Source organism: Acidovorax sp. 1608163 (genome assembly GCF_003669015.1).
GTDB lineage: Bacteria > Pseudomonadota > Gammaproteobacteria > Burkholderiales > Burkholderiaceae_C > Acidovorax.
On the sequence record NZ_CP033069.1, the window covers coordinates 3,874,878 to 3,892,522 of the forward strand.

The following is a 17,645-nucleotide window of genomic DNA, read 5'->3' on the forward strand; positions in this document are numbered from 1 at the left end:
GGGCTGGGGGCCATGTACGGGCAGATACACTCCAAGGGCCGGTGTGCCATAGCGCCACGCTCTGTCACCATTCATGACCCAAAGCCTTCTCGTCATCGTGCTGCTGATCGCAGCCAGTGCTTTCTTCTCCATGGCCGAGATCTCGCTGGCCGCAGCGCGGCGCCTTCGCCTGCGCCAGATGGCCGATGAGGGTGACCCCCGTGCTGAGCGGGTGCTGCGCATGCAAGAGCAACCCGGCGACTATTTCACCGTGGTGCAGGTGGGGCAAAACGCCGTGGCCATTCTGGGCGGTATCGTGGGCGAAGGGGCCTTGAGCCCTCACTTCAGCGCACTGTTTGAGGTCTGGATGGCGGAGTCCACCGCGCAGACAGCGGGCTTCATGGTCTCGTTCCTGATCATCACCTCGCTGTTCATTCTGTTTGCCGACCTGTTCCCCAAGCGCCTGGGCATGGCCGAGCCCGAGCGCCTGGCCGTGCGGCTGGCACAGCCCATGGCATGGTGCATGACGCTGCTGCGCCCGCTGGTGTGGTTTTACAGCCGAGGGGCCGATGCCTTGTTCAGGCTGCTGGGTCTGTCGTCGCTGCGCGATGAACGCATCACCTCCGATGACATCCTGGCCATGATGGAAGCAGGTGCCCGGGCCGGTGTGCTCGCCGCACGCGAGCAGCAGGTCATCACCAATGTGTTCGAGCTGGACACGCGCACGGTGTCCAGCGCCATGTCACCGCGCGATAGGGTCGCGTTCTTCCTGCGCGACGAGCCCGACTCCGTCATTCGCCTGCGCATTGCTGCGGAGCCGTTTTCGACGTACCCCGTGTGCGAAGGCGATATCGACCATGTGGTCGGCTATGTGGACGCCAAGGATTTGTTCCAGCGGGTGCTGAACAACCAGCCGATTTCGCTGGCCGATGACAGCCTGGTGCGCAAGGTGCTCATCGTGCCAGACCGGCTCACGCTGTCTGAAGTGCTGGAGCAGTTCCGGCAGGTGCACGAAGACTTTGCCGTGATCGTGAACGAATACAGCCTGGTCGTCGGTGTGGTGACCCTGAACGATGTCATGAGCACGGTGATGGGCGACCTGGTGGTGGGCCCGGCCGATGAAGAGCAGATTGTTCAGCGCGACGACAACTCGTGGCTGATTGACGGCGTGACCCCCATCAGCGATGTACTGCGCGTGCTGGCCCTGGACGAGCCGCCCCATGCGGGCGAGTACGAAACCCTGGCGGGCTTCTTGATGGTGATGCTGCGGCGCGTACCCCGGCGCACAGACAGTGTGACCTGGGGGGGCTTCAAGTTTGAGGTGCTGGACGTGGACAGTTACCGCATCGACCAGGTTATGGTGTCGCGCCAGCCCAGCACGGAAGCGGGCAGCGCACACAGCAACGGCTGAAGATCAGACCATCGCGGTCTGATCCTGCCTGCCGATCAACCAAGAGCGGTCTTGGCGTCCATGACCCAATTGCGCTGGGCCGAGAAAACAGCGTTGGGGTAAGGCGGCTTGCCACGGCTGCCGTTGTAGCGCCCCAAGGCCATGAACAAATCGCCCTGCTCCCGGTCAATGTAGTGGCGCAGGATGACGCAGCCAAAGCGCAGGTTGGTCTGCATGTGGAACAGCTTGCCTGCATCCCCATCACCGATCACCCGCGTCCAGAACGGCATGACCTGCATGTAGCCCCGGGCCCCCACGCTAGAAACTGCGAACTTGCGGAACGCACTCTCAACCTGGATCAGGCCCATGACCAGCGATACGTCCAGACCAGCCCGTTTGGACTCGTACCACACGGTTTGCAGAAAGTCGCGACGCACCTCCCATTCGGGCTTGCGCTTGCGCAGGCGGTCACTCATCGTGCCCAGCCAGCGCAGGTAGCCCAAGCGCGATTCGGTAGAGAAAAACTCTGGCTCCGGGGGAGCCTGGTTGGCAATGGCAGAACTCAAGGCAGTGCGCACAGAATCCATCAAAGGCTCTTCAAGCTGCCCGCCCGCATGGGCCAGGCCTGGCGCAGCCAGCCACCCCGCAGGGGCGACAGCCGCCATCAAACAGGCCCGGCGCGACACGCCCAGCGGCCATTCCTTCTGCAAACTCACATCCCCACGCACACCGTCACCCTCCATCGTCATACCGCCATGCGGCCCTTCACATGGGCCCACACGTCTGCCACGGCCACTTTGGTGGCGGCCGCATCGCGGCGGTGCTGGTATTCGACCACACCGTCCTTGAGGCTCTTGTCGCCAATGGTCACGCGGTGCGGCACACCAATCAGTTCCCAATCGGCAAACATGGCGCCAGGGCGCTCGCCCCGGTCGTCCAGCAAGACATCCACGCCTTTGGCCAGCATCTCGGCATACAGCTTTTCAGCGGCGGCCTTCACCTCTTCGCTGCGGTCCATGCCAATGGGGCAAATGACCACGGTGAAAGGCGCAATCGCGTCGGGCCAAATGATGCCCCGCTCATCGTGATTTTGCTCGATGGCGGCCGCTGGCAAACGAGTAATACCGATGCCATAGCAACCCATTTCCAGTGGCTGCGGCTTGCCGTTTTCGTCCAAGAAGGTCGCGTTCATCGCACGGCTGTACTTGGTGCCCAGATAGAACACGTGGCCCACTTCGATACCGCGCTCAATCGCCAGCTCGCCCTTGCCATCCGGCGACAGGTCGCCAGCCACCACGTTGCGCAAATCGGCTACCACGTCAGGCTCAGGCAAATCACGCCCCCAGTTCACGCCGGTGATGTGGAAATCCACCTCGTTGGCGCCGCACACCCAGTCGGCCATGGCGGCGACTTCGCGGTCAACCACCAGCTTCAGGGGCTTTTTGAGGCCAATGGGGCCCAGGTAGCCGGGCTTGCAGCCAAAGTGGTCTTCGATCTCGGCCACGGTAGCAAAGCGGAAGTTTTCCAGCCCCGGCACTTTGTTGACCTTGATTTCGTTCATGTCGTGATCGCCGCGCAGCAGGAGCAGCCACACCTGGGTTTTGACGATCTCGCCTTGCTCGTTGGTGGTGTCGGTGGCCAGGACCAGCGACTTCACGGTGCGCTGCAGGGGCAAGCCCAGCAGGTCGGCCACGTCGGCGCAGGTGCTCTTGCCGGGCGTTGGTGTCTTGGCGAGCACCTGGGCGGCCGCTGCGCGCGGGCCTTGGGGGACCAGGGCCTCGGCCTTTTCCATGTTGGCGGCGTAGTCGCTGCCAGGGCAGTAAACGATGGCATCTTCGCCTGTGGCGGCAATCACCTGGAATTCTTCGCTCAGGTCCCCACCAATGGCGCCGCTATCGGCCGCCACAGCGCGGTAGGTCAAACCAAACCGGTCAAAAATACGGCGGTACGCGGCAGCCATCACCTGGTAGCTGGCTTTGGCGGACACCTGGTCGCGGTCGAACGAATACGCGTCCTTCATGATGAACTCGCGGCCACGCATCAAGCCAAAGCGGGGGCGGCGTTCATCGCGGAATTTGGTTTGAATCTGGTAAAAATTCTTGGGCAGTTGCTTGTAGCTGCGCAGTTCCTGCCGAGCAATGTCCGTCACTACCTCTTCACTGGTGGGCTGCACCACAAAGTCACGACCATGGCGGTCGCGGATGCGCAACAGCTCGGGACCCATCTTTTCAAATCGCCCCGTTTCCTGCCAAAGCTCAGCTGGCTGGATCACCGGCATAGCGCATTCCACCGCCCCTGCTCGGTTCATCTCCTCACGCACAATCGCTTCAACCTTGCGGATCACCCGCAGGCCCATGGGCATGTAGTTGTAGATACCTGCGCCCAGCTTCTTGATCAGCCCCGCCCGCATCATGAGTTTGTGACTGACCACTTCGGCGTCGGCCGGAGCTTCCTTGAGGGTGGAGATAAAGAATTGAGAGGCTTTCATCGGAGCGATTTCAGTCTATTCAGACCGGTCCTCTTGTCGGCCGCATAGCGCCGTGCATAATGGACACAGTTTAAAAAATTGGGGTTCGATTATGCTTGACCGGGACGGCTTTCGGCCGAACGTCGGCATCATCCTGCTCAACCAAAAGAACCAAGTGTTCTGGGGCAAGCGGATCCGCACCCACAGCTGGCAGTTTCCACAAGGCGGCATTGACCGGGGCGAAACCCCTGAGCAAGCCATGTTTCGGGAATTGCACGAAGAGGTGGGATTATTGCCCAACCATGTGCGCTTGGTTGCCCGCACAAGGGATTGGTTGCGCTATGAGGTGCCTGACCGGTACATCCGCCGCGATGCGCGCGGACACTACAAAGGCCAGAAACAAATCTGGTATCTGCTACAACTCATGGGACACGACTGGGACTTGAACCTGCGCGCCACCAACCACCCGGAGTTTGACGCATGGCGTTGGAACGACTACTGGGTGCCACTGGATGTCGTGGTGGAGTTCAAGCGGGGCGTCTATGAAATGGCGCTGACCGAATTAGCACGCTTCCTGCCCCGGCACGACCAACGCAATCGCTACTTGCGCAGCGGAATGCGGGCACGGGATCCGGAACAGGCCGCGCCAACGATGTTCAGAACGGGCTCACTGTTGCTGCACCCTGGCATGGAATTGCCGCCCGGCGCGAGCTTCGATCCCGATCCGCAAAACAGCATGCCAGCAGAGCTGGAGGCTATTTCGCCCTTGGCAATGGCCGTGGCACCGTCAAAGTCTCAGCCCAGTTGAGAGCGGGAAGCACACCTTCACAGACCAAGAGCCAAACAGACGCCAGACAGACAAAAGGCCGCCCCCGGAGATTCTTCGGGGGCGGCCTTTTGCATGTGACCCACGCTTCGCTTGAAGCCTTGCGAAATTCAGACTGCGGACAAAACCAAGTTATCGCGGTGAACCATCTCCGCCTCCGCGGTGTAGCCCAGCAATCGCTCAAATTCTGCGGATGGCTTGCGACACAGCAATCGGGCCTCCGCTGCCGCATAGTTGGCCAAACCCCTGGCAATCTCCACGCCCGCAGGGTCTCGCACAGCGATCACATCACCCCGGGAAAAATCGCCCTCCACACTGGTCATGCCAATGGGCAGCAGACTTTTCCCTTCCTCCCGCAACTTGGAAGCGGCACCTGCATCCACCAACACCGCCCCACGCAATTGCAGGTGATCGGCCATCCACTGCTTGCGCGCCTGCGTCTTTTGGGTTTGGGCTACCAACAAAGTGCCCAGAGCATCGCCACCCGCGAGCCTCAGCAAGACGTCCGGCTCCCTCCCCCAGGCAATCACGGTCGAGGCCCCCGACCCCGCAGCGCGCTTGGCCGCCAGAATCTTGGTAATCATGCCCCCCTTGCCAATGCTCGACCCGGCCCCGCCCGCCATCGCTTCGAGCGCAAGGTCACCGGCTTTGGCTTCGTGCACAAACTGTGCGGCAGGATCACGGCGCGGGTCTGCGGTGTACAAGCCCTTTTGATCGGTCAAGATGACCAGGGCATCGGCCTCCACCAGATTGGCCACCAGCGCGCCCAGCGTGTCATTGTCACCAAACTTGATTTCATCGGTGACCACCGTGTCGTTTTCATTGATCACAGGAACCACCCCCAGTCGCAGCAGCGTCAGCAGGGTGGAACGGGCATTCAAATACCGCTCACGGTCAGCCAGGTCGGCATGCGTGAGCAGCACCTGGGCGCTGCCCATGCCTTGTTCACGCAATTTGGTCTCGTACATCTGGGCCAGACCCATTTGCCCAACGGCCGCGGCAGCCTGTAACTCGTGGATCTCCTGCGGGCGCGACACCCAGCCCAGGCGCTTCATCCCCTCGGCAATAGCCCCGCTCGACACCATCACCACTTCGCGCGGCGCGCCCCCCTCGCCACGCACCAAAGCCGCAAGCTGGCGACTCCATTCGCCAATGGCCGCTTCATCCAGGCCCCGCCCCTCGTTCGTCACCAAGCTGGAGCCTACCTTGACCACGATGCGGCGAGCATCACGCAATACGCTAGAAACCATGTTGAAGGTCTTTTTATCCGTAAGCGCCCAATCTACAAGCGCAGCAAGCTACAAAATTTATAGCAAATCAGGACGAAGCATCATCCGCAAAACGAGGATCGACTTCCACCGGGGTGTTTTCGACCATCTGCTCTGCCTTGACATGGCGATAGATCGCATGGATCAAAGGCTCGCAGCCCTCTCGCGTCAGCGCAGAAATCTCGAACACTGGGCCCTTCCATTTGAAGCGCTTCACAAAATCCTTGACTCGCGCCTCGCGCTCCTCCGTCGGCACCATGTCGAGCTTGTTCAACACGAGCCAACGGGGCTTGTCGTAGAGCTGCGCATCGTATTTCTTGAGTTCACCCACAATGGCCTTGGCCTGGGCCACGGGGTCCACCGCATCATCGAACGGCGCCAGATCCACAACGTGCAGCAACAAACGGGTGCGCTGCAAGTGGCGCAAGAACTGATGCCCCAGGCCCGCCCCCTCCGAGGCCCCTTCGATCAAGCCGGGGATGTCGGCAACCACAAAGCTCTGCTCAGGCCCCACGCGGACGACACCCAGGTTCGGGTGCAAGGTCGTGAAGGGGTAGTCTGCAATCTTGGGGCGTGCGTTGGAGACTGCAGTGATGAAGGTCGATTTGCCAGCGTTAGGCATCCCCAGCAGCCCCACGTCTGCCAGAACCTTCAACTCCAGCTTGAGATTTTTTTTCTCACCGGGCCAGCCTGGCGTTTTCTGGCGTGGCGCACGGTTGATGGCGCTTTTGAAACGCATATTGCCAAAACCGCCATCCCCGCCCTTGGCGATGGTGATCACTTCACCCGGATTGAGCAATTCATAAAGCACTTCGCCCGTTTCCGCATCCGTGATGATGGTCCCGACAGGCATCTTCAGGGTGATGTCATCCCCCGCCGCGCCAAACATGTCCGATCCCATACCATGCTCACCCCGCTTGGCATCATGCCGGCGTGAGTAACGGAAATCCACCAACGTGTTCAGGTTGGGATCCGCTACAGCGAAAACATGCCCACCGCGCCCACCATCGCCTCCATTGGGCCCGCCGAATTCCTTGTATTTCTCGTGGCGAAATGACACACAGCCATTGCCACCATCGCCTGCGGCAATGTCAATATAGGCTTCATCGACGAACTTCATGGGATATCCAGTTTACAAAAGAGGCTAGGTGCGATTGACCTTCCTACACAAAGAAGATCCAGGCCCCACCCCATCACCACAGAAGGGGCAAGGCCAGAGGCATACCAGCAGCCAAAAGATGCGCAACATCCAACCCCAAGGGGCCGACCGCATCAGCGAATCGCGCATCTTGCCAGAACAGCCAAATGCGAAAACGAAAAACGACAAAGCCCCGACAGTGCGGGGCTTTGGCTTCAACCAGAGGCTAAGCTCAGGCTGGGGTCACATTGACTGTGTGCTTGGACAGTGCACCCTTGGTGCCGAACGAGACATGCCCGTCAACCAATGCAAACAGAGTGTGGTCCTTGCCCACACCGACGTTGCTGCCGGGGTGGAAACGGGTACCGCGCTGACGCACGATGATGGAACCAGCGCTGATCAATTCACCGCCGAAGGCCTTGACACCCAGCATCTTTGGCTTGGAATCACGACCGTTTCGCGTAGAGCCGCCGCCTTTTTTCTGTGCCATGACATTGACTCCTGATTAAGCAGCAATCGCACCGATTTGCAGCTCAGTGAACTGCTGGCGATGGCCTTGGCGTTTTTGATAGTGCTTACGACGGCGCATCTTGAAGATGTGCACTTTGTCGTGCTTGCCGTGCGCCACGACAGTGGCTTTTACGGTTGCGCCGGACACCAGGGGTGTGCCGATCTTCAATTCTGCGCCGTTGCCGACTGCCAGAACTTGATCGATCACAATTTCCTGGCCTACGTCCGCAGCAATCTGTTCTACTTTAATTTTTTCGCCGGAAGCAACGCGATACTGCTTGCCGCCGGTTTTTATGACCGCGTACATGTGAGCCTCTTTGAATTGAGTTCTGCAGACCTATTTCTGCAGAGCCCTAGATTATGCCATAGACCACAAAAAGTACCACCTCCGCCACAAAGCCGCCGCACGCGCACCCAGCCATTCCTATAATTCAGGGCACTTTCGGTAGCCGCCATCTTGACTGACAACACCCCCCCACCACCACAAGCGCCCCCCTCTCACTGGTTGCAGAGGACATGCGAGAAGTTGATCGAGTCATTGGACAGCGATTGACGTCCACGGTGCCTCTGGTGGGGCAAATCTCACAGTACATCATTGCTGCAGGCGGCAAGCGCCTGCGGCCAGCTTTGTTGCTGATGGTGTGTGGGGCACTGAACTACCAGGGTCGGCACCGCCACACGTTGGCGGCCGTGGTAGAGCTCATCCATACCGCCACGCTCCTGCATGACGACGTGGTGGATGCATCCACCCTGCGCAGAGGCCGCGCCACCGCCAACGAGACGTTCGGCAACCCTGCCAGTGTGCTGGTCGGCGACTTCCTGCACACCCGGTCATTCCAGATGATGGTTGAAACAGGCAGCATGCGGGTGATGGAGATTCTCTCCGAGGCGACCAACATCATTGCGGAGGGCGAGGTTCTGCAATTGATGAACATGCACGACGCATCACTGACTGAAACCGACTACCTCAAAGTCATCCGCTCCAAGACTGCCAAGCTGTTCGAGGCGAGCGCTCGCTTGGGTGCGGTTCTGGCCGAAAGCACGACTCAGATTGAGGAGGCCTGCGCCACTTATGGACAAGCGCTCGGCACCGCGTTCCAAATTATTGATGACGTCCTCGACTACGACGGCAATGCCTCAGAGATGGGTAAAAATTTGGGAGATGACCTGCGCGAGGGCAAAGCCACCCTTCCGTTGATTGCAGCCATGGCACGCGGCACGCCAAAACAAGCCCAAACCATCCGCCACGCCATTGAGGAAGGCTCAACAGAGCAACTGGCCGCCATCATCGATATCGTCAAACAAACAGGTGCTCTACAGGTCGCACGCCAAGCAGCCTCCGATGAAGCCCATCGCGCCATTGCGGCCATTGCCACATTGCCGCCAACACCCCACGCTGAGGGTATGTGCGCCCTGGCAAACCAACTGACCGAGCGCCGGGCTTGATCAGGGCACGCACGAGGACAACCTACGGCCTCCGCATCGACTCAAAGCACGCAGTCGCCAGCGCGCGGATCTAACCGCCCCGTCACGAGAGGGGGACGCGCAGATTACCGACAAGACCCAAACCGAGTTCTCGCATTTCAGCGGCACACCTCACCCCAGCTAGGCGACACAGCACCGTTGCGGTAGAGCCACCAACACAGCCCCCATACAGCCCAAAACCGATGGGCGATGATAGGATGAGCCGCTGTTCACATTAATGCTCTATTGGTTACATGGCTGCTGTTGACACCGCTCCTAAAGACGCTTCTGCAATTGCCCTTCCCGGGTTGGGGCGGGCGCTCATGTCTGCGGGCAAGCTGGCACAAAAAGCCGCAGAGGAAATTTACCAAAAGTCACAAAGTAATCGCACCAGCTTTATTGCGGAACTGACTGGCTCAGGTGTCGTTTCTGCGTCAGATCTGGCGCACACAGTTTCTGCAGTTTTTGGTGCCCCTTTGCTGGACTTGGAGGCCATTGACCCACAACGGCTCCCCAAAGATTTGCTTGATGCAAAAATCTGCCAGTCTTACAAGGTTGTCGTTCTCAGCAAGAGAAACAACCGACTGATTGTCGCCACCGCAGACCCCACCGATCAGGAAGCAGCAGAAAAAATCAAGTTCACAACCCAAATGGGAGTGGACTGGATCATTGCCGAATACGACAAGCTCAATCGCTTGGTCGAAGCGAGCACAAAGTCCACGACGGAGTCGATGGAGAGCCTGACCAGCGGTGAATTCGATTTTGACGAATCGGTTACGGAGGAGGTTCCGGAATCCATCGATGCAGGCGCAAATGAGGTCGAAGATGCCCCTGTCGTTAAGTTCTTGCACAAAATGCTGCTTGATGCATTCAATATGCGGGCATCCGATTTGCATTTTGAACCCTACGAGCACCAGTACCGCGTACGCTTCCGTGTTGACGGGGAGCTCAAGGAAATTTCCTCGCCCCCCATTGCCATCAAAGACAAACTCGCTTCCCGCATCAAGGTGATATCTCGCATGGATATCTCCGAAAAACGAGTACCTCAAGACGGGAAAATGAAGCTCAAGGTGGGGCCGGACCGTGTGATTGACTTCCGGGTCAGCACTTTGCCCACTTTGTTTGGCGAGAAAATCGTGATCCGTATCCTGGACCCCAGCAGTGCCAAGCTGGGCATTGATGCGCTGGGCTATGAACCAGAGGAAAAAGAGCGTCTCCTGTCTGCAATTGGTCGCCCTTATGGAATGATTTTGGTGACAGGCCCCACAGGTTCTGGAAAAACGGTGTCTCTGTATACCTGCCTGAACCTGCTCAACAAACCGGGCGTCAACATTGCGACGGCGGAAGACCCATCTGAAATTAATCTTCCAGGGGTCAACCAAGTCAATGTGAACGACAAGGCAGGCCTTACTTTTGCGGTGGCCTTGAAGTCTTTCCTGCGTCAAGATCCGGACATCATCATGGTGGGTGAAATTCGAGACCTGGAAACCGCTGATATTTCCATCAAAGCGGCCCAAACAGGTCACTTGGTTTTATCCACACTGCACACCAACGATGCCCCCACGACATTGACGCGGATGCGCAATATGGGCATTGCGCCTTTCAATATTGCATCGAGCGTGATTTTGATCACTGCCCAGCGCTTGGCCAGACGCCTGTGTGCAGCCTGCAAGGCCCCTGCGGATGTGCCCCACGAGGCCTTGGTGGAGGCCGGATACACCGAGGAAGAACTCGATGGATCTTGGATCACCTACAAACCCGTGGGCTGCTCCGCGTGCAATAACGGATACAAAGGACGCGTGGGCATTTACCAAGTAATGCCCATCTCTGAGGAGATTCAACGCATTATCTTGCGCGATGGAAGCGCCCTCGAAATTGCAGAACAAGCACGCAACGAGGGCGTTCGATCCTTGCGCGCATCAGGCCTCTACAAGGCCAAACTCGGCCTCACTTCGCTGGAAGAAGTGCTCGCCGTGACCAACGAATAACAGACAGATAGACAGGGAACAGCATGGCAACCGCAGCATCAAGGGACATCAAAGAGTTTGTCTTTGAATGGGAAGGCAAGGACCGCGCAGGCAAGGTGGTGCGCGGGGAGATTCGGGCTGTCGGCGAAAACCAGGTTCAGGCCACGCTGCGCCGACAAGGCGTTTTTCCGACCAAAATCAAGAAGAGGCGTACCCGTTCCGGCAAGAAGATCAAGCCCAAAGACATTGCACTCTTCACCCGGCAATTGGCCACCATGATGAAGGCCGGTGTTCCACTACTGCAGTCTTTTGACATTGTCGGGCGTGGCAACACCAACGCCAGCGTGACCAAACTGTTGAATGACATTCGTACCGATGTTGAGACCGGCACCTCATTGAACGCCGCGTTTCGCAAGCACCCCATGTACTTCGACAGCCTGTATTGCAACTTGGTGGAAGCCGGGGAAGCGGCAGGTATTCTTGAAGCGCTGCTGGACCGACTTGCGACTTACATGGAAAAGACAGAGGCGATCAAATCCAAGATCAAATCAGCCTTGATGTACCCGATCTCGGTGGTCATTGTTGCCTTTGTGGTGGTGACTGTGATCATGATTTTCGTGATCCCAGCATTCAAGGAGGTCTTCTCGTCTTTTGGAGCAGATCTGCCAGCTCCCACGCTGCTTGTGATGGGCATCAGCGAGGTATTTGTTAAATGGTGGTGGCTGATCTTCTCCATCATTGGTGGCGGGTTCTATTTTTTCATGCAAGCCTGGAAGCGCAGTGAAAAAATGCAGAAATTCATGGACCGCTTTCTGCTCAAGATGCCCATTTTTGGCGCCTTGATTGATAAGTCTTGCGTAGCCCGCTGGACGCGAACCTTGGCCACCATGTTTGCAGCAGGTGTTCCACTGGTGGAAGCGCTTGACTCCGTCGGTGGCGCCTCGGGGAACTCGGTGTACTCCACGGCGACCGAGAAAATCCAGCAAGAAGTCTCCACCGGCACTAGCCTTACCGTCGCAATGGACAACGCCAAGGTATTTCCCTCCATGGTGATCCAGATGTGCGCCATCGGTGAGGAATCCGGCTCCATTGATCACATGCTCGGCAAAGCCGCAGACTTTTACGAGGCCGAAGTGGACGAAATGGTGGCTGGCCTCTCCAGCCTGATGGAGCCCATCATCATCGTGTTCCTGGGTACCTTGATTGGCGGCATCGTGGTGTCAATGTACCTCCCCATTTTCAAATTGGGTCAGGTCGTTTGATGGAGCTGGAATCTTTGCCAGTCTCAGGGCTTGCTGCGCTGTTTGGGCTTCTCATTGGCAGTTTCTTGAACGTTGTCATTTATCGCCTGCCCAAAATGATGGAGCGGCAATGGGCTGCAGAGTCAGCAGCCTTTCAGGCCGAGCAGGCTGGCAGTAACATGGAACCGGCTCCACAGGAGCCGTTCAACTTGATGGTCCCCCGGTCGCGGTGTCCCTCTTGTGGTCATCTCGTGGCGTGGTACGAGAACATTCCCGTTGTCAGCTACCTTTTTTTGCGCGGCAAGTGCTCTGAATGCAGCACCCGCATCAGCCCCCGGTATCCGCTGGTGGAACTGCTCACAGGCGGGCTGTTCTTTTGGTGCGTGCAGCACTGGGGACTGACGCCTACCGGTTTGGCTTGGTGCGGTTTCTCCGCTGTTTTGGTCGCACTGGCTTTTATCGATTGGGATACGACGCTGTTGCCGGATGACTTGACCTTGCCATTGCTTTGGGCGGGGCTGCTGGCGTCGGTGTTGCAGTGGACCCAGGTGCCACTGGCGTCCTCAGTGATGGGCGCTGCGGCAGGTTATCTCTCGCTGTGGCTGGTGTACTGGGCATTCAAGCTGGCAACGGGCAAAGAAGGCATGGGGTACGGGGATTTCAAACTGTTCGCCGCCCTCGGCGCATGGTTTGGGTGGGAGGGCCTGGTGCCCATTATCTTGATGTCGTCGGTCATCGGTGCCATCGTGGGCATTGGCATGAAGGTCTTCAGCAGCCTGCGCGAAGGTGGGTATGTGCCCTTCGGGCCCTTTTTGGTAGGTGCAGGTCTCACCGCGATGATTGCTGGGCCCAAGGCCATACTGGACACCGTGTTGCGTGGATTTGGACTCTGAAGATGGGGCGATCCGCTAGCCATATCGGACTGACAGGTGGCATTGGCAGCGGCAAGACCACGTTCGGCCTGCTGCTCCAGATCCATGGCGCGGCCATCATTGACTCCGATCAGATCGCCAGACAAGTCACAGGCCCCCGTGGCGATGCGATGGATGCCATAGCCCAAACCTTTGGGCGGGAGTATCTGGACGATACGGGAGCGCTGGACCGCGCACGCATGCGCCAACTGGCCTACAGCACACCCCAAGCCAAGTCTGCACTGGAAGCCATCGTTCACCCTCTTGTCAGTCTGCACAGCAGCCAGCAAGCGCAAGCCGCAGAGGCTTCAGGGGCACGCATTATCGTGTTCGATGTCCCGCTTCTAGTGGAGTCTGGCCGATGGGCCCAAAGACTGGATGCGATCGTTGTGGTGGATTGCCCAGAGCACCTGCAGATACAGCGCGTGATGGCGCGAAACGGGCTGGAGCGCGCCACGGTGGAGTCGATCCTGGCAGCCCAGGCCCCTCGGCGGATTCGGCGGGCTTCAGCCGATATCGTGATCGACAATGGCGATAATTGCGCGCTTGCCGACTTGCAACAGTTGGCCACAGAAACAGCCGCACTGTTCGGGCTATGATGCGCCTCAATCCCTAGAAGCACTGGCCCGCCCGTTCTTCCCCGACATCAGCGCCAGGCCCATTTCACTGCGCCCAGGAACCTGCCAGCGTGATCCTCTACGAATACCCTTTCAACGAACGACTCAGAACCTACCTCCGACTGGAGCAGTTGTTCCGTCGGCTGGGGGAGCTGATCCCCAGAGTACACCCGCTGGATCACCATTTTGCGCTGGTCACCGTCTTTGAAATCATGGATGTGGCGGCCCGCGCCGATCTCAAATCGGATGTTCTCAAGGACATTGAAAAGCACAAGCACCAGCTCGACGGCTACCGGGGCAACCCCTCCATCTCGGAAGCAGCCCTGGATGCAGTGATCGCACAGCTGGACCGCTGCTTCACCGCACTCAACGCGCAGTCGGGTAAGGCAGGGCATGCGCTGACAGAAAACGACTGGCTGATGAGCATTCGCAGTCGCGTAGGCATCCCGGGTGGCACCTGCGGGTTTGACCTTCCGGCGTACTACGCTTGGCAACATAAAGACGCAGCTGTTCGCCAAGAGGCGCTGCAAAACTGGGCCTCCACCCTGGCCCCGCTGGCCGAGTCCATCTACGTGTTGCTCAAGCTGCTGCGCGACTCTGGCGTACCGCAAAAAGTGGCCGCTGAGCGCGGCCAATTTCAGCAAAACCTCCCAGCGGGCCGCACCTTCCAGCTGCTGCGGCTTCGCATCGACCCAGCTTTGGGGCTGATCCCTGAAATCAGCGGGAACCGTTTGATCGTGTCAGTGCGGCTGATGAAGCAAGGTGCCGACGAACGCTTGCATGCGTGCACCGACGATGCGGCGTTCGAATTGACGCTGTGCGCGTGAGCGCCAAGCCACCCCTATTGGATACGCACGACATGGCTGCCGACACCCCGCCAAAAACCGCTCCTCAGCCCTCTGCCACACGCACCGTGGTGTGCCCGACCTGCGGCGGAGACAGCCTCTACAGCCCCGCCAATCGGTACCGCCCCTTCTGTGGCGAGCGCTGCAAACAGATTGACCTGGGCGCTTGGGCCAGTGAAGACTTCCGCATGCCCACCGAAGCCCCACCGCTGGATGCGCAATACGGCGATCCTCGGGTAGAGCACTGAATTTCATATAAAAACAGCCTCTAGCGCCCATTAATAAAGCGTAAGAAGCTATCAATTAAGGAGCAAATTAACCGAGTTGCTCCTGCTCCAGCCAGTCCAGCACCGGGTACGCACCCGGCAGTACGGGATCTACGGTCAGTGGAAATTGCTGCCATGCCATGGCTTGGCCCTCGCGCATCTCAAACGCGCCCGTCCATTCGCGCACCTTGCACCAGTGCAGGCGCACCAAAGCGTGCGGGTAGTCGTGCTCGGTCACCTTCCAGACCTGGACCGGGCCGATGGTGATGCCCAACTCTTCTTCCAGTTCGCGGCGCAGGGCCTGTTCCACGGTCTCGCCGGCCTCCAGCTTGCCTCCCGGAAACTCCCAGTACCCCGCATAAGGCTTGCCCGGTGGGCGGGTCGATAGCAGCATGGCGCCATCGCTGCGCAGCAAAATGCCAACCGCCACTTCGGTGTGTTTGCGTGTCTCACTCATCTTGGCTCACCTCGACGTTCGTTGGGAACATGGCACCACGCCAACGGGCAGGCACTGCGAAGCAGTCCAAAAAATGCACTTCATACCCGCCCCGCATAGTCGCGCGCAAACTGGTACGCCACACGCCCGCTGCGCGAACCGCGCTCCAGCGCCCATACCAGCGCCTCGGGGCGCGCTGCAGCAATGGCTGCGGCAGACACGCCCAGCGATGCCAGCCACTGGGCAACGATGGTCAGGTACTCTTCCTGGCTGAACGGGTAGAAGCTCACCCACAGACCAAAGCGCTCAGACAGCGAGATCTTCTCTTCCACCACCTCACCGGGGTGCACCTCACCGTCTTCGGTGTGGGTGTAGGTCAGGTTGTCCGCCATGTATTCAGGCAACAGGTGGCGGCGGTTGCTGGTGGCATAGATCAGCACATTGGGCGTGGCCGCAGCCACCGAACCGTCCAGAATCGACTTGAGTGCCTTGTAGCCCGGCTCGCCATCTTCAAAGCTCAGGTCGTCGCAGAACACGATGAATTTCTCGGGCCGCTCAGAGACCACATCCACGATGTCCGGCAAATCCACGAGATCGGCTTTGTCCACCTCGATCAGACGCAGCCCCTGGCCGGCAAAGGCATTCAGGCACGCCTTGATGAGCGAGGACTTGCCGGTGCCCCGGGCCCCGGTCAGCAGGACGTTGTTGGCCGTTTTGCCCTGCACAAACTGCAGCGTATTGCGCTCGATCTTTTCTTTTTGCCCATCGATTTCCTTCAGGTCCGCCAGCTGCATGGCCCCCACATGCCGCACAAGCTCCAGCGTGCCATGCCCGCTGCTGCGCTTGCGGTAACGCCAGGCAATGGCCTGCGCCCAGTCTGGCGCCGACAGCGGCTGCGGCAGCACCGATTCGATGCGGCCGATGAGCTGCTCGGCCCGCTCCATCAACCGTTCAAATTTTTCATTCATATGGGCACCTAGCGCCTGATAGATCAGCGCAGAAAGCTATCAAATCAATAGCAAATCAGTCTCAAATCAAGAACGGTAGTCGGCGTTGATCGTCACGTAGTCGTGGCTGAAGTCGCAGGTCCACACGGTGTCTGATGCCTCACCGCGCCCCAGAACCACCCGCACCGTGATCTCGCTTTGCTTCATCACGCGCTGGCCATCTTCTTCGCGATAAGCGGGGTTGCGCCCACCGCTCACAGCCACGTGCACATCGTCCAGGTACAGATCGATGCGGGTCTGGTCCAGGTCTGCAATGCCCGCATAGCCCACAGCCGCCAAGATGCGGCCCAGGTTTGGGTCGCTGGCGTAAAAAGCGGTTTTGACCAGTGGCGAATGGGCAATGGCATAGGCCACCTGGCGGCATTCCTCGCCGGTCTTGCCGCCTTCTACCCGCACGGTGATGAACTTGGTCGCCCCCTCACCGTCGCGCACGATGGCCTGGGCCAGCTTTTGGGCCACGCCCAACATGGCGGCCAACAGGGCTTGCCCGTCAGCGCTGTCCAGCGACGTGATCGGTGCATGGGCGGCCTTGTTGGTGGCCACCACCACAAAGGAATCGTTGGTCGAGGTATCGCCGTCAATGGTTACCCGGTTGAACGAGCGGTCTGCCAGATGGCGGGCCAGTTGCTGCACCACCGACGCATCCACGCATGCATCCGTGGCCAAAAAGCCCAGCATGGTCGCCATGTTGGGACGGATCATGCCTGCGCCTTTGCTGATGCCGGTGATCGACACAGTGGCCCCCCCCACCGAGGCCTGTGCACTGAAGGCCTTGGGCAAGGTGTCGGTGGTCATGATGCCTTCTGCCGCGCGGGCCCAGTGGCCTGTCTGCGCATCGGCCAGTGCTGCAGGCAGCCCTGCCTCAATGCGATCGGTGGGCAGCGACTCCATGATCACGCCAGTGGAGAAAGGCAACACTTGCTCGGGGGCCACGTTCAACAAACCTGCCAGTGACTTGCAGGTAGAGCGGGCACGGGCCAAGCCATCTGCCCCCGTACCAGCATTGGCGTTGCCCGTGTTGATGACCATGGCGCGGACCCCTTTGCCAGCGGCCAAATGTTCACGGCTGACCTGCACGGGCGCCGCGCAAAAACGGTTTTGCGTGAAGACCCCTGCCACGCTGGCCCCCTCGTCCAGCAAAAACACCGTCAGGTCCTTGCGGTTGGCCTTGCGGACGCCCGCTTCAGTCACGCCAATACGAACGCCTGCAATCGGATGCAGGTCAGCAGCCACAGGGGCCAGAAGATTTACGGGCATAGAGTGCTCTTTCAGAAAAACTGCGGAAGATTATGCGCAAAGACATGGCATCCAAA

The 17,645-nt window shown here is 59.1% G+C and carries 18 protein-coding genes; 9 read left to right on the forward strand and 9 right to left on the reverse strand.

Annotation, left to right across the window (positions count from 1 at the left end):
* Window positions 1-73 precede the first annotated feature (73 nt).
* The gene (locus EAG14_RS17220) at window positions 74-1,390 is read left to right on the forward strand and encodes a hemolysin family protein (protein ID WP_099658061.1); all 1,317 of its coding nucleotides are present in this window, start codon (window positions 74-76) and stop codon (window positions 1,388-1,390) included.
* A gap of 35 nt (window positions 1,391-1,425) precedes the next feature.
* On the opposite strand, the gene EAG14_RS17225 is transcribed toward EAG14_RS17220, so the two are convergent.
* Both EAG14_RS17225 and EAG14_RS17230 read right to left on the reverse strand, forming a co-directional pair.
* Window positions 1,426-2,112, reverse strand: coding sequence for a lytic transglycosylase domain-containing protein (locus tag EAG14_RS17225; protein WP_099740141.1), 687 nt, complete (start codon window positions 2,110-2,112; stop codon window positions 1,426-1,428).
* A 2-nt stretch (window positions 2,113-2,114) separates the two neighbouring features.
* Entirely contained in the window at window positions 2,115-3,857 is a 1,743-nt protein-coding gene (locus EAG14_RS17230; protein WP_121729613.1) for a proline--tRNA ligase, read from the reverse strand.
* A gap of 91 nt (window positions 3,858-3,948) precedes the next feature.
* Between EAG14_RS17230 and EAG14_RS17235 the strand changes: the two genes are divergently transcribed.
* Window positions 3,949-4,644: an RNA pyrophosphohydrolase gene (locus EAG14_RS17235; protein ID WP_121729614.1), complete on the forward strand. Its 696-nt coding sequence runs from the start codon at window positions 3,949-3,951 to the stop codon at window positions 4,642-4,644.
* A gap of 128 nt (window positions 4,645-4,772) precedes the next feature.
* On the opposite strand, the gene proB is transcribed toward EAG14_RS17235, so the two are convergent.
* From proB to rplU, 4 genes are all read right to left on the reverse strand, one after another.
* Window positions 4,773-5,912, reverse strand: coding sequence for a glutamate 5-kinase (gene proB, locus EAG14_RS17240; protein WP_121729615.1), 1,140 nt, complete (start codon window positions 5,910-5,912; stop codon window positions 4,773-4,775).
* A 67-nt stretch (window positions 5,913-5,979) separates the two neighbouring features.
* Window positions 5,980-7,050 carry an Obg family GTPase CgtA gene (cgtA, locus tag EAG14_RS17245; protein WP_121454524.1) on the reverse strand — a complete coding sequence of 357 codons (1,071 nt, stop codon included), beginning with the start codon at window positions 7,048-7,050 and terminating at the stop codon, window positions 5,980-5,982.
* Window positions 7,051-7,300: 250 nt separating this feature from the next.
* On the reverse strand, window positions 7,301-7,558 hold the full coding sequence (rpmA, locus tag EAG14_RS17250) for a 50S ribosomal protein L27 (RefSeq protein WP_026437555.1): 258 nt from the start codon (window positions 7,556-7,558) through the stop codon (window positions 7,301-7,303).
* Window positions 7,559-7,573: 15 nt separating this feature from the next.
* Window positions 7,574-7,885, reverse strand: coding sequence for a 50S ribosomal protein L21 (gene rplU, locus EAG14_RS17255; protein WP_010462012.1), 312 nt, complete (start codon window positions 7,883-7,885; stop codon window positions 7,574-7,576).
* Window positions 7,886-8,127: 242 nt separating this feature from the next.
* Here rplU and EAG14_RS17260 point away from each other — a divergent pair, with 242 nt between their 5' ends.
* The 7 genes from EAG14_RS17260 to EAG14_RS17290 all read left to right on the forward strand — a co-directional run bounded on the left by EAG14_RS17260 (window position 8,128) and on the right by EAG14_RS17290 (window position 14,871).
* Window positions 8,128-9,024 carry a polyprenyl synthetase family protein gene (locus tag EAG14_RS17260; protein ID WP_240456818.1) on the forward strand — a complete coding sequence of 299 codons (897 nt, stop codon included), beginning with the start codon at window positions 8,128-8,130 and terminating at the stop codon, window positions 9,022-9,024.
* Window positions 9,025-9,296: 272 nt separating this feature from the next.
* The gene (gene pilB, locus EAG14_RS17265) at window positions 9,297-11,030 is read left to right on the forward strand and encodes a type IV-A pilus assembly ATPase PilB (protein ID WP_121729617.1); all 1,734 of its coding nucleotides are present in this window, start codon (window positions 9,297-9,299) and stop codon (window positions 11,028-11,030) included.
* 23 nt (window positions 11,031-11,053) lie between these two features.
* Window positions 11,054-12,271 carry a type II secretion system F family protein gene (locus EAG14_RS17270; protein ID WP_121729618.1) on the forward strand — a complete coding sequence of 406 codons (1,218 nt, stop codon included), beginning with the start codon at window positions 11,054-11,056 and terminating at the stop codon, window positions 12,269-12,271.
* The gene (locus tag EAG14_RS17275; RefSeq protein WP_121729619.1) at window positions 12,271-13,143 is read left to right on the forward strand and encodes an A24 family peptidase; all 873 of its coding nucleotides are present in this window, start codon (window positions 12,271-12,273) and stop codon (window positions 13,141-13,143) included. Before EAG14_RS17270 ends, EAG14_RS17275 begins: the two co-directional genes overlap by 1 nt.
* Before the next feature lie 2 nt (window positions 13,144-13,145).
* Window positions 13,146-13,760: a dephospho-CoA kinase gene (coaE, locus tag EAG14_RS17280; RefSeq protein WP_121729620.1), complete on the forward strand. Its 615-nt coding sequence runs from the start codon at window positions 13,146-13,148 to the stop codon at window positions 13,758-13,760.
* 89 nt (window positions 13,761-13,849) lie between these two features.
* A complete protein-coding gene (zapD, locus tag EAG14_RS17285; protein ID WP_121729621.1) occupies window positions 13,850-14,605 on the forward strand; it encodes a cell division protein ZapD in 756 nt (251 codons plus the stop codon).
* A 32-nt stretch (window positions 14,606-14,637) separates the two neighbouring features.
* Complete coding sequence (locus tag EAG14_RS17290) at window positions 14,638-14,871, forward strand: DNA gyrase inhibitor YacG (RefSeq protein WP_121456223.1); 234 nt, start codon at window positions 14,638-14,640, stop codon at window positions 14,869-14,871.
* A 67-nt stretch (window positions 14,872-14,938) separates the two neighbouring features.
* Here EAG14_RS17290 and EAG14_RS17295 read toward each other — a convergent pair whose 3' ends face one another.
* From EAG14_RS17295 to argJ, 3 genes are all read right to left on the reverse strand, one after another.
* The gene (locus EAG14_RS17295; protein WP_121729622.1) at window positions 14,939-15,346 is read right to left on the reverse strand and encodes an NUDIX domain-containing protein; all 408 of its coding nucleotides are present in this window, start codon (window positions 15,344-15,346) and stop codon (window positions 14,939-14,941) included.
* An 80-nt stretch (window positions 15,347-15,426) separates the two neighbouring features.
* The gene (locus tag EAG14_RS17300; protein ID WP_121729623.1) at window positions 15,427-16,293 is read right to left on the reverse strand and encodes an ATP-binding protein; all 867 of its coding nucleotides are present in this window, start codon (window positions 16,291-16,293) and stop codon (window positions 15,427-15,429) included.
* A gap of 66 nt (window positions 16,294-16,359) precedes the next feature.
* Complete coding sequence (gene argJ, locus EAG14_RS17305; protein WP_121729624.1) at window positions 16,360-17,589, reverse strand: bifunctional glutamate N-acetyltransferase/amino-acid acetyltransferase ArgJ; 1,230 nt, start codon at window positions 17,587-17,589, stop codon at window positions 16,360-16,362.
* Between the last annotated feature and the right edge of the window lie 56 nt (window positions 17,590-17,645).

What these genes read in the sequence shown, in the direction of transcription:
- proB (WP_121729615.1), bottom strand. Translation starts at nt 5,912, where the DNA reads ATGGTTTCTAGCGTATTGCGTGATGCTCGCCGCATCGTGGTCAAGGTA.
- EAG14_RS17235 (WP_121729614.1), top strand. Translation starts at nt 3,949, where the DNA reads ATGCTTGACCGGGACGGCTTTCGGCCGAACGTCGGCATCATCCTGCTC.
- EAG14_RS17295 (WP_121729622.1), bottom strand. Translation starts at nt 15,346, where the DNA reads ATGAGTGAGACACGCAAACACACCGAAGTGGCGGTTGGCATTTTGCTG.
- rpmA (WP_026437555.1), bottom strand. Translation starts at nt 7,558, where the DNA reads ATGGCACAGAAAAAAGGCGGCGGCTCTACGCGAAACGGTCGTGATTCC.
- EAG14_RS17220 (WP_099658061.1), top strand. Translation starts at nt 74, where the DNA reads ATGACCCAAAGCCTTCTCGTCATCGTGCTGCTGATCGCAGCCAGTGCT.
- EAG14_RS17290 (WP_121456223.1), top strand. Translation starts at nt 14,638, where the DNA reads ATGGCTGCCGACACCCCGCCAAAAACCGCTCCTCAGCCCTCTGCCACA.
- rplU (WP_010462012.1), bottom strand. Translation starts at nt 7,885, where the DNA reads ATGTACGCGGTCATAAAAACCGGCGGCAAGCAGTATCGCGTTGCTTCC.
- EAG14_RS17230 (WP_121729613.1), bottom strand. Translation starts at nt 3,857, where the DNA reads ATGAAAGCCTCTCAATTCTTTATCTCCACCCTCAAGGAAGCTCCGGCC.
- EAG14_RS17300 (WP_121729623.1), bottom strand. Translation starts at nt 16,293, where the DNA reads ATGAATGAAAAATTTGAACGGTTGATGGAGCGGGCCGAGCAGCTCATC.
- EAG14_RS17270 (WP_121729618.1), top strand. Translation starts at nt 11,054, where the DNA reads ATGGCAACCGCAGCATCAAGGGACATCAAAGAGTTTGTCTTTGAATGG.
- argJ (WP_121729624.1), bottom strand. Translation starts at nt 17,589, where the DNA reads ATGCCCGTAAATCTTCTGGCCCCTGTGGCTGCTGACCTGCATCCGATT.
- cgtA (WP_121454524.1), bottom strand. Translation starts at nt 7,050, where the DNA reads ATGAAGTTCGTCGATGAAGCCTATATTGACATTGCCGCAGGCGATGGT.
- pilB (WP_121729617.1), top strand. Translation starts at nt 9,297, where the DNA reads ATGGCTGCTGTTGACACCGCTCCTAAAGACGCTTCTGCAATTGCCCTT.
- coaE (WP_121729620.1), top strand. Translation starts at nt 13,146, where the DNA reads ATGGGGCGATCCGCTAGCCATATCGGACTGACAGGTGGCATTGGCAGC.
- EAG14_RS17275 (WP_121729619.1), top strand. Translation starts at nt 12,271, where the DNA reads ATGGAGCTGGAATCTTTGCCAGTCTCAGGGCTTGCTGCGCTGTTTGGG.
- EAG14_RS17225 (WP_099740141.1), bottom strand. Translation starts at nt 2,112, where the DNA reads ATGGAGGGTGACGGTGTGCGTGGGGATGTGAGTTTGCAGAAGGAATGG.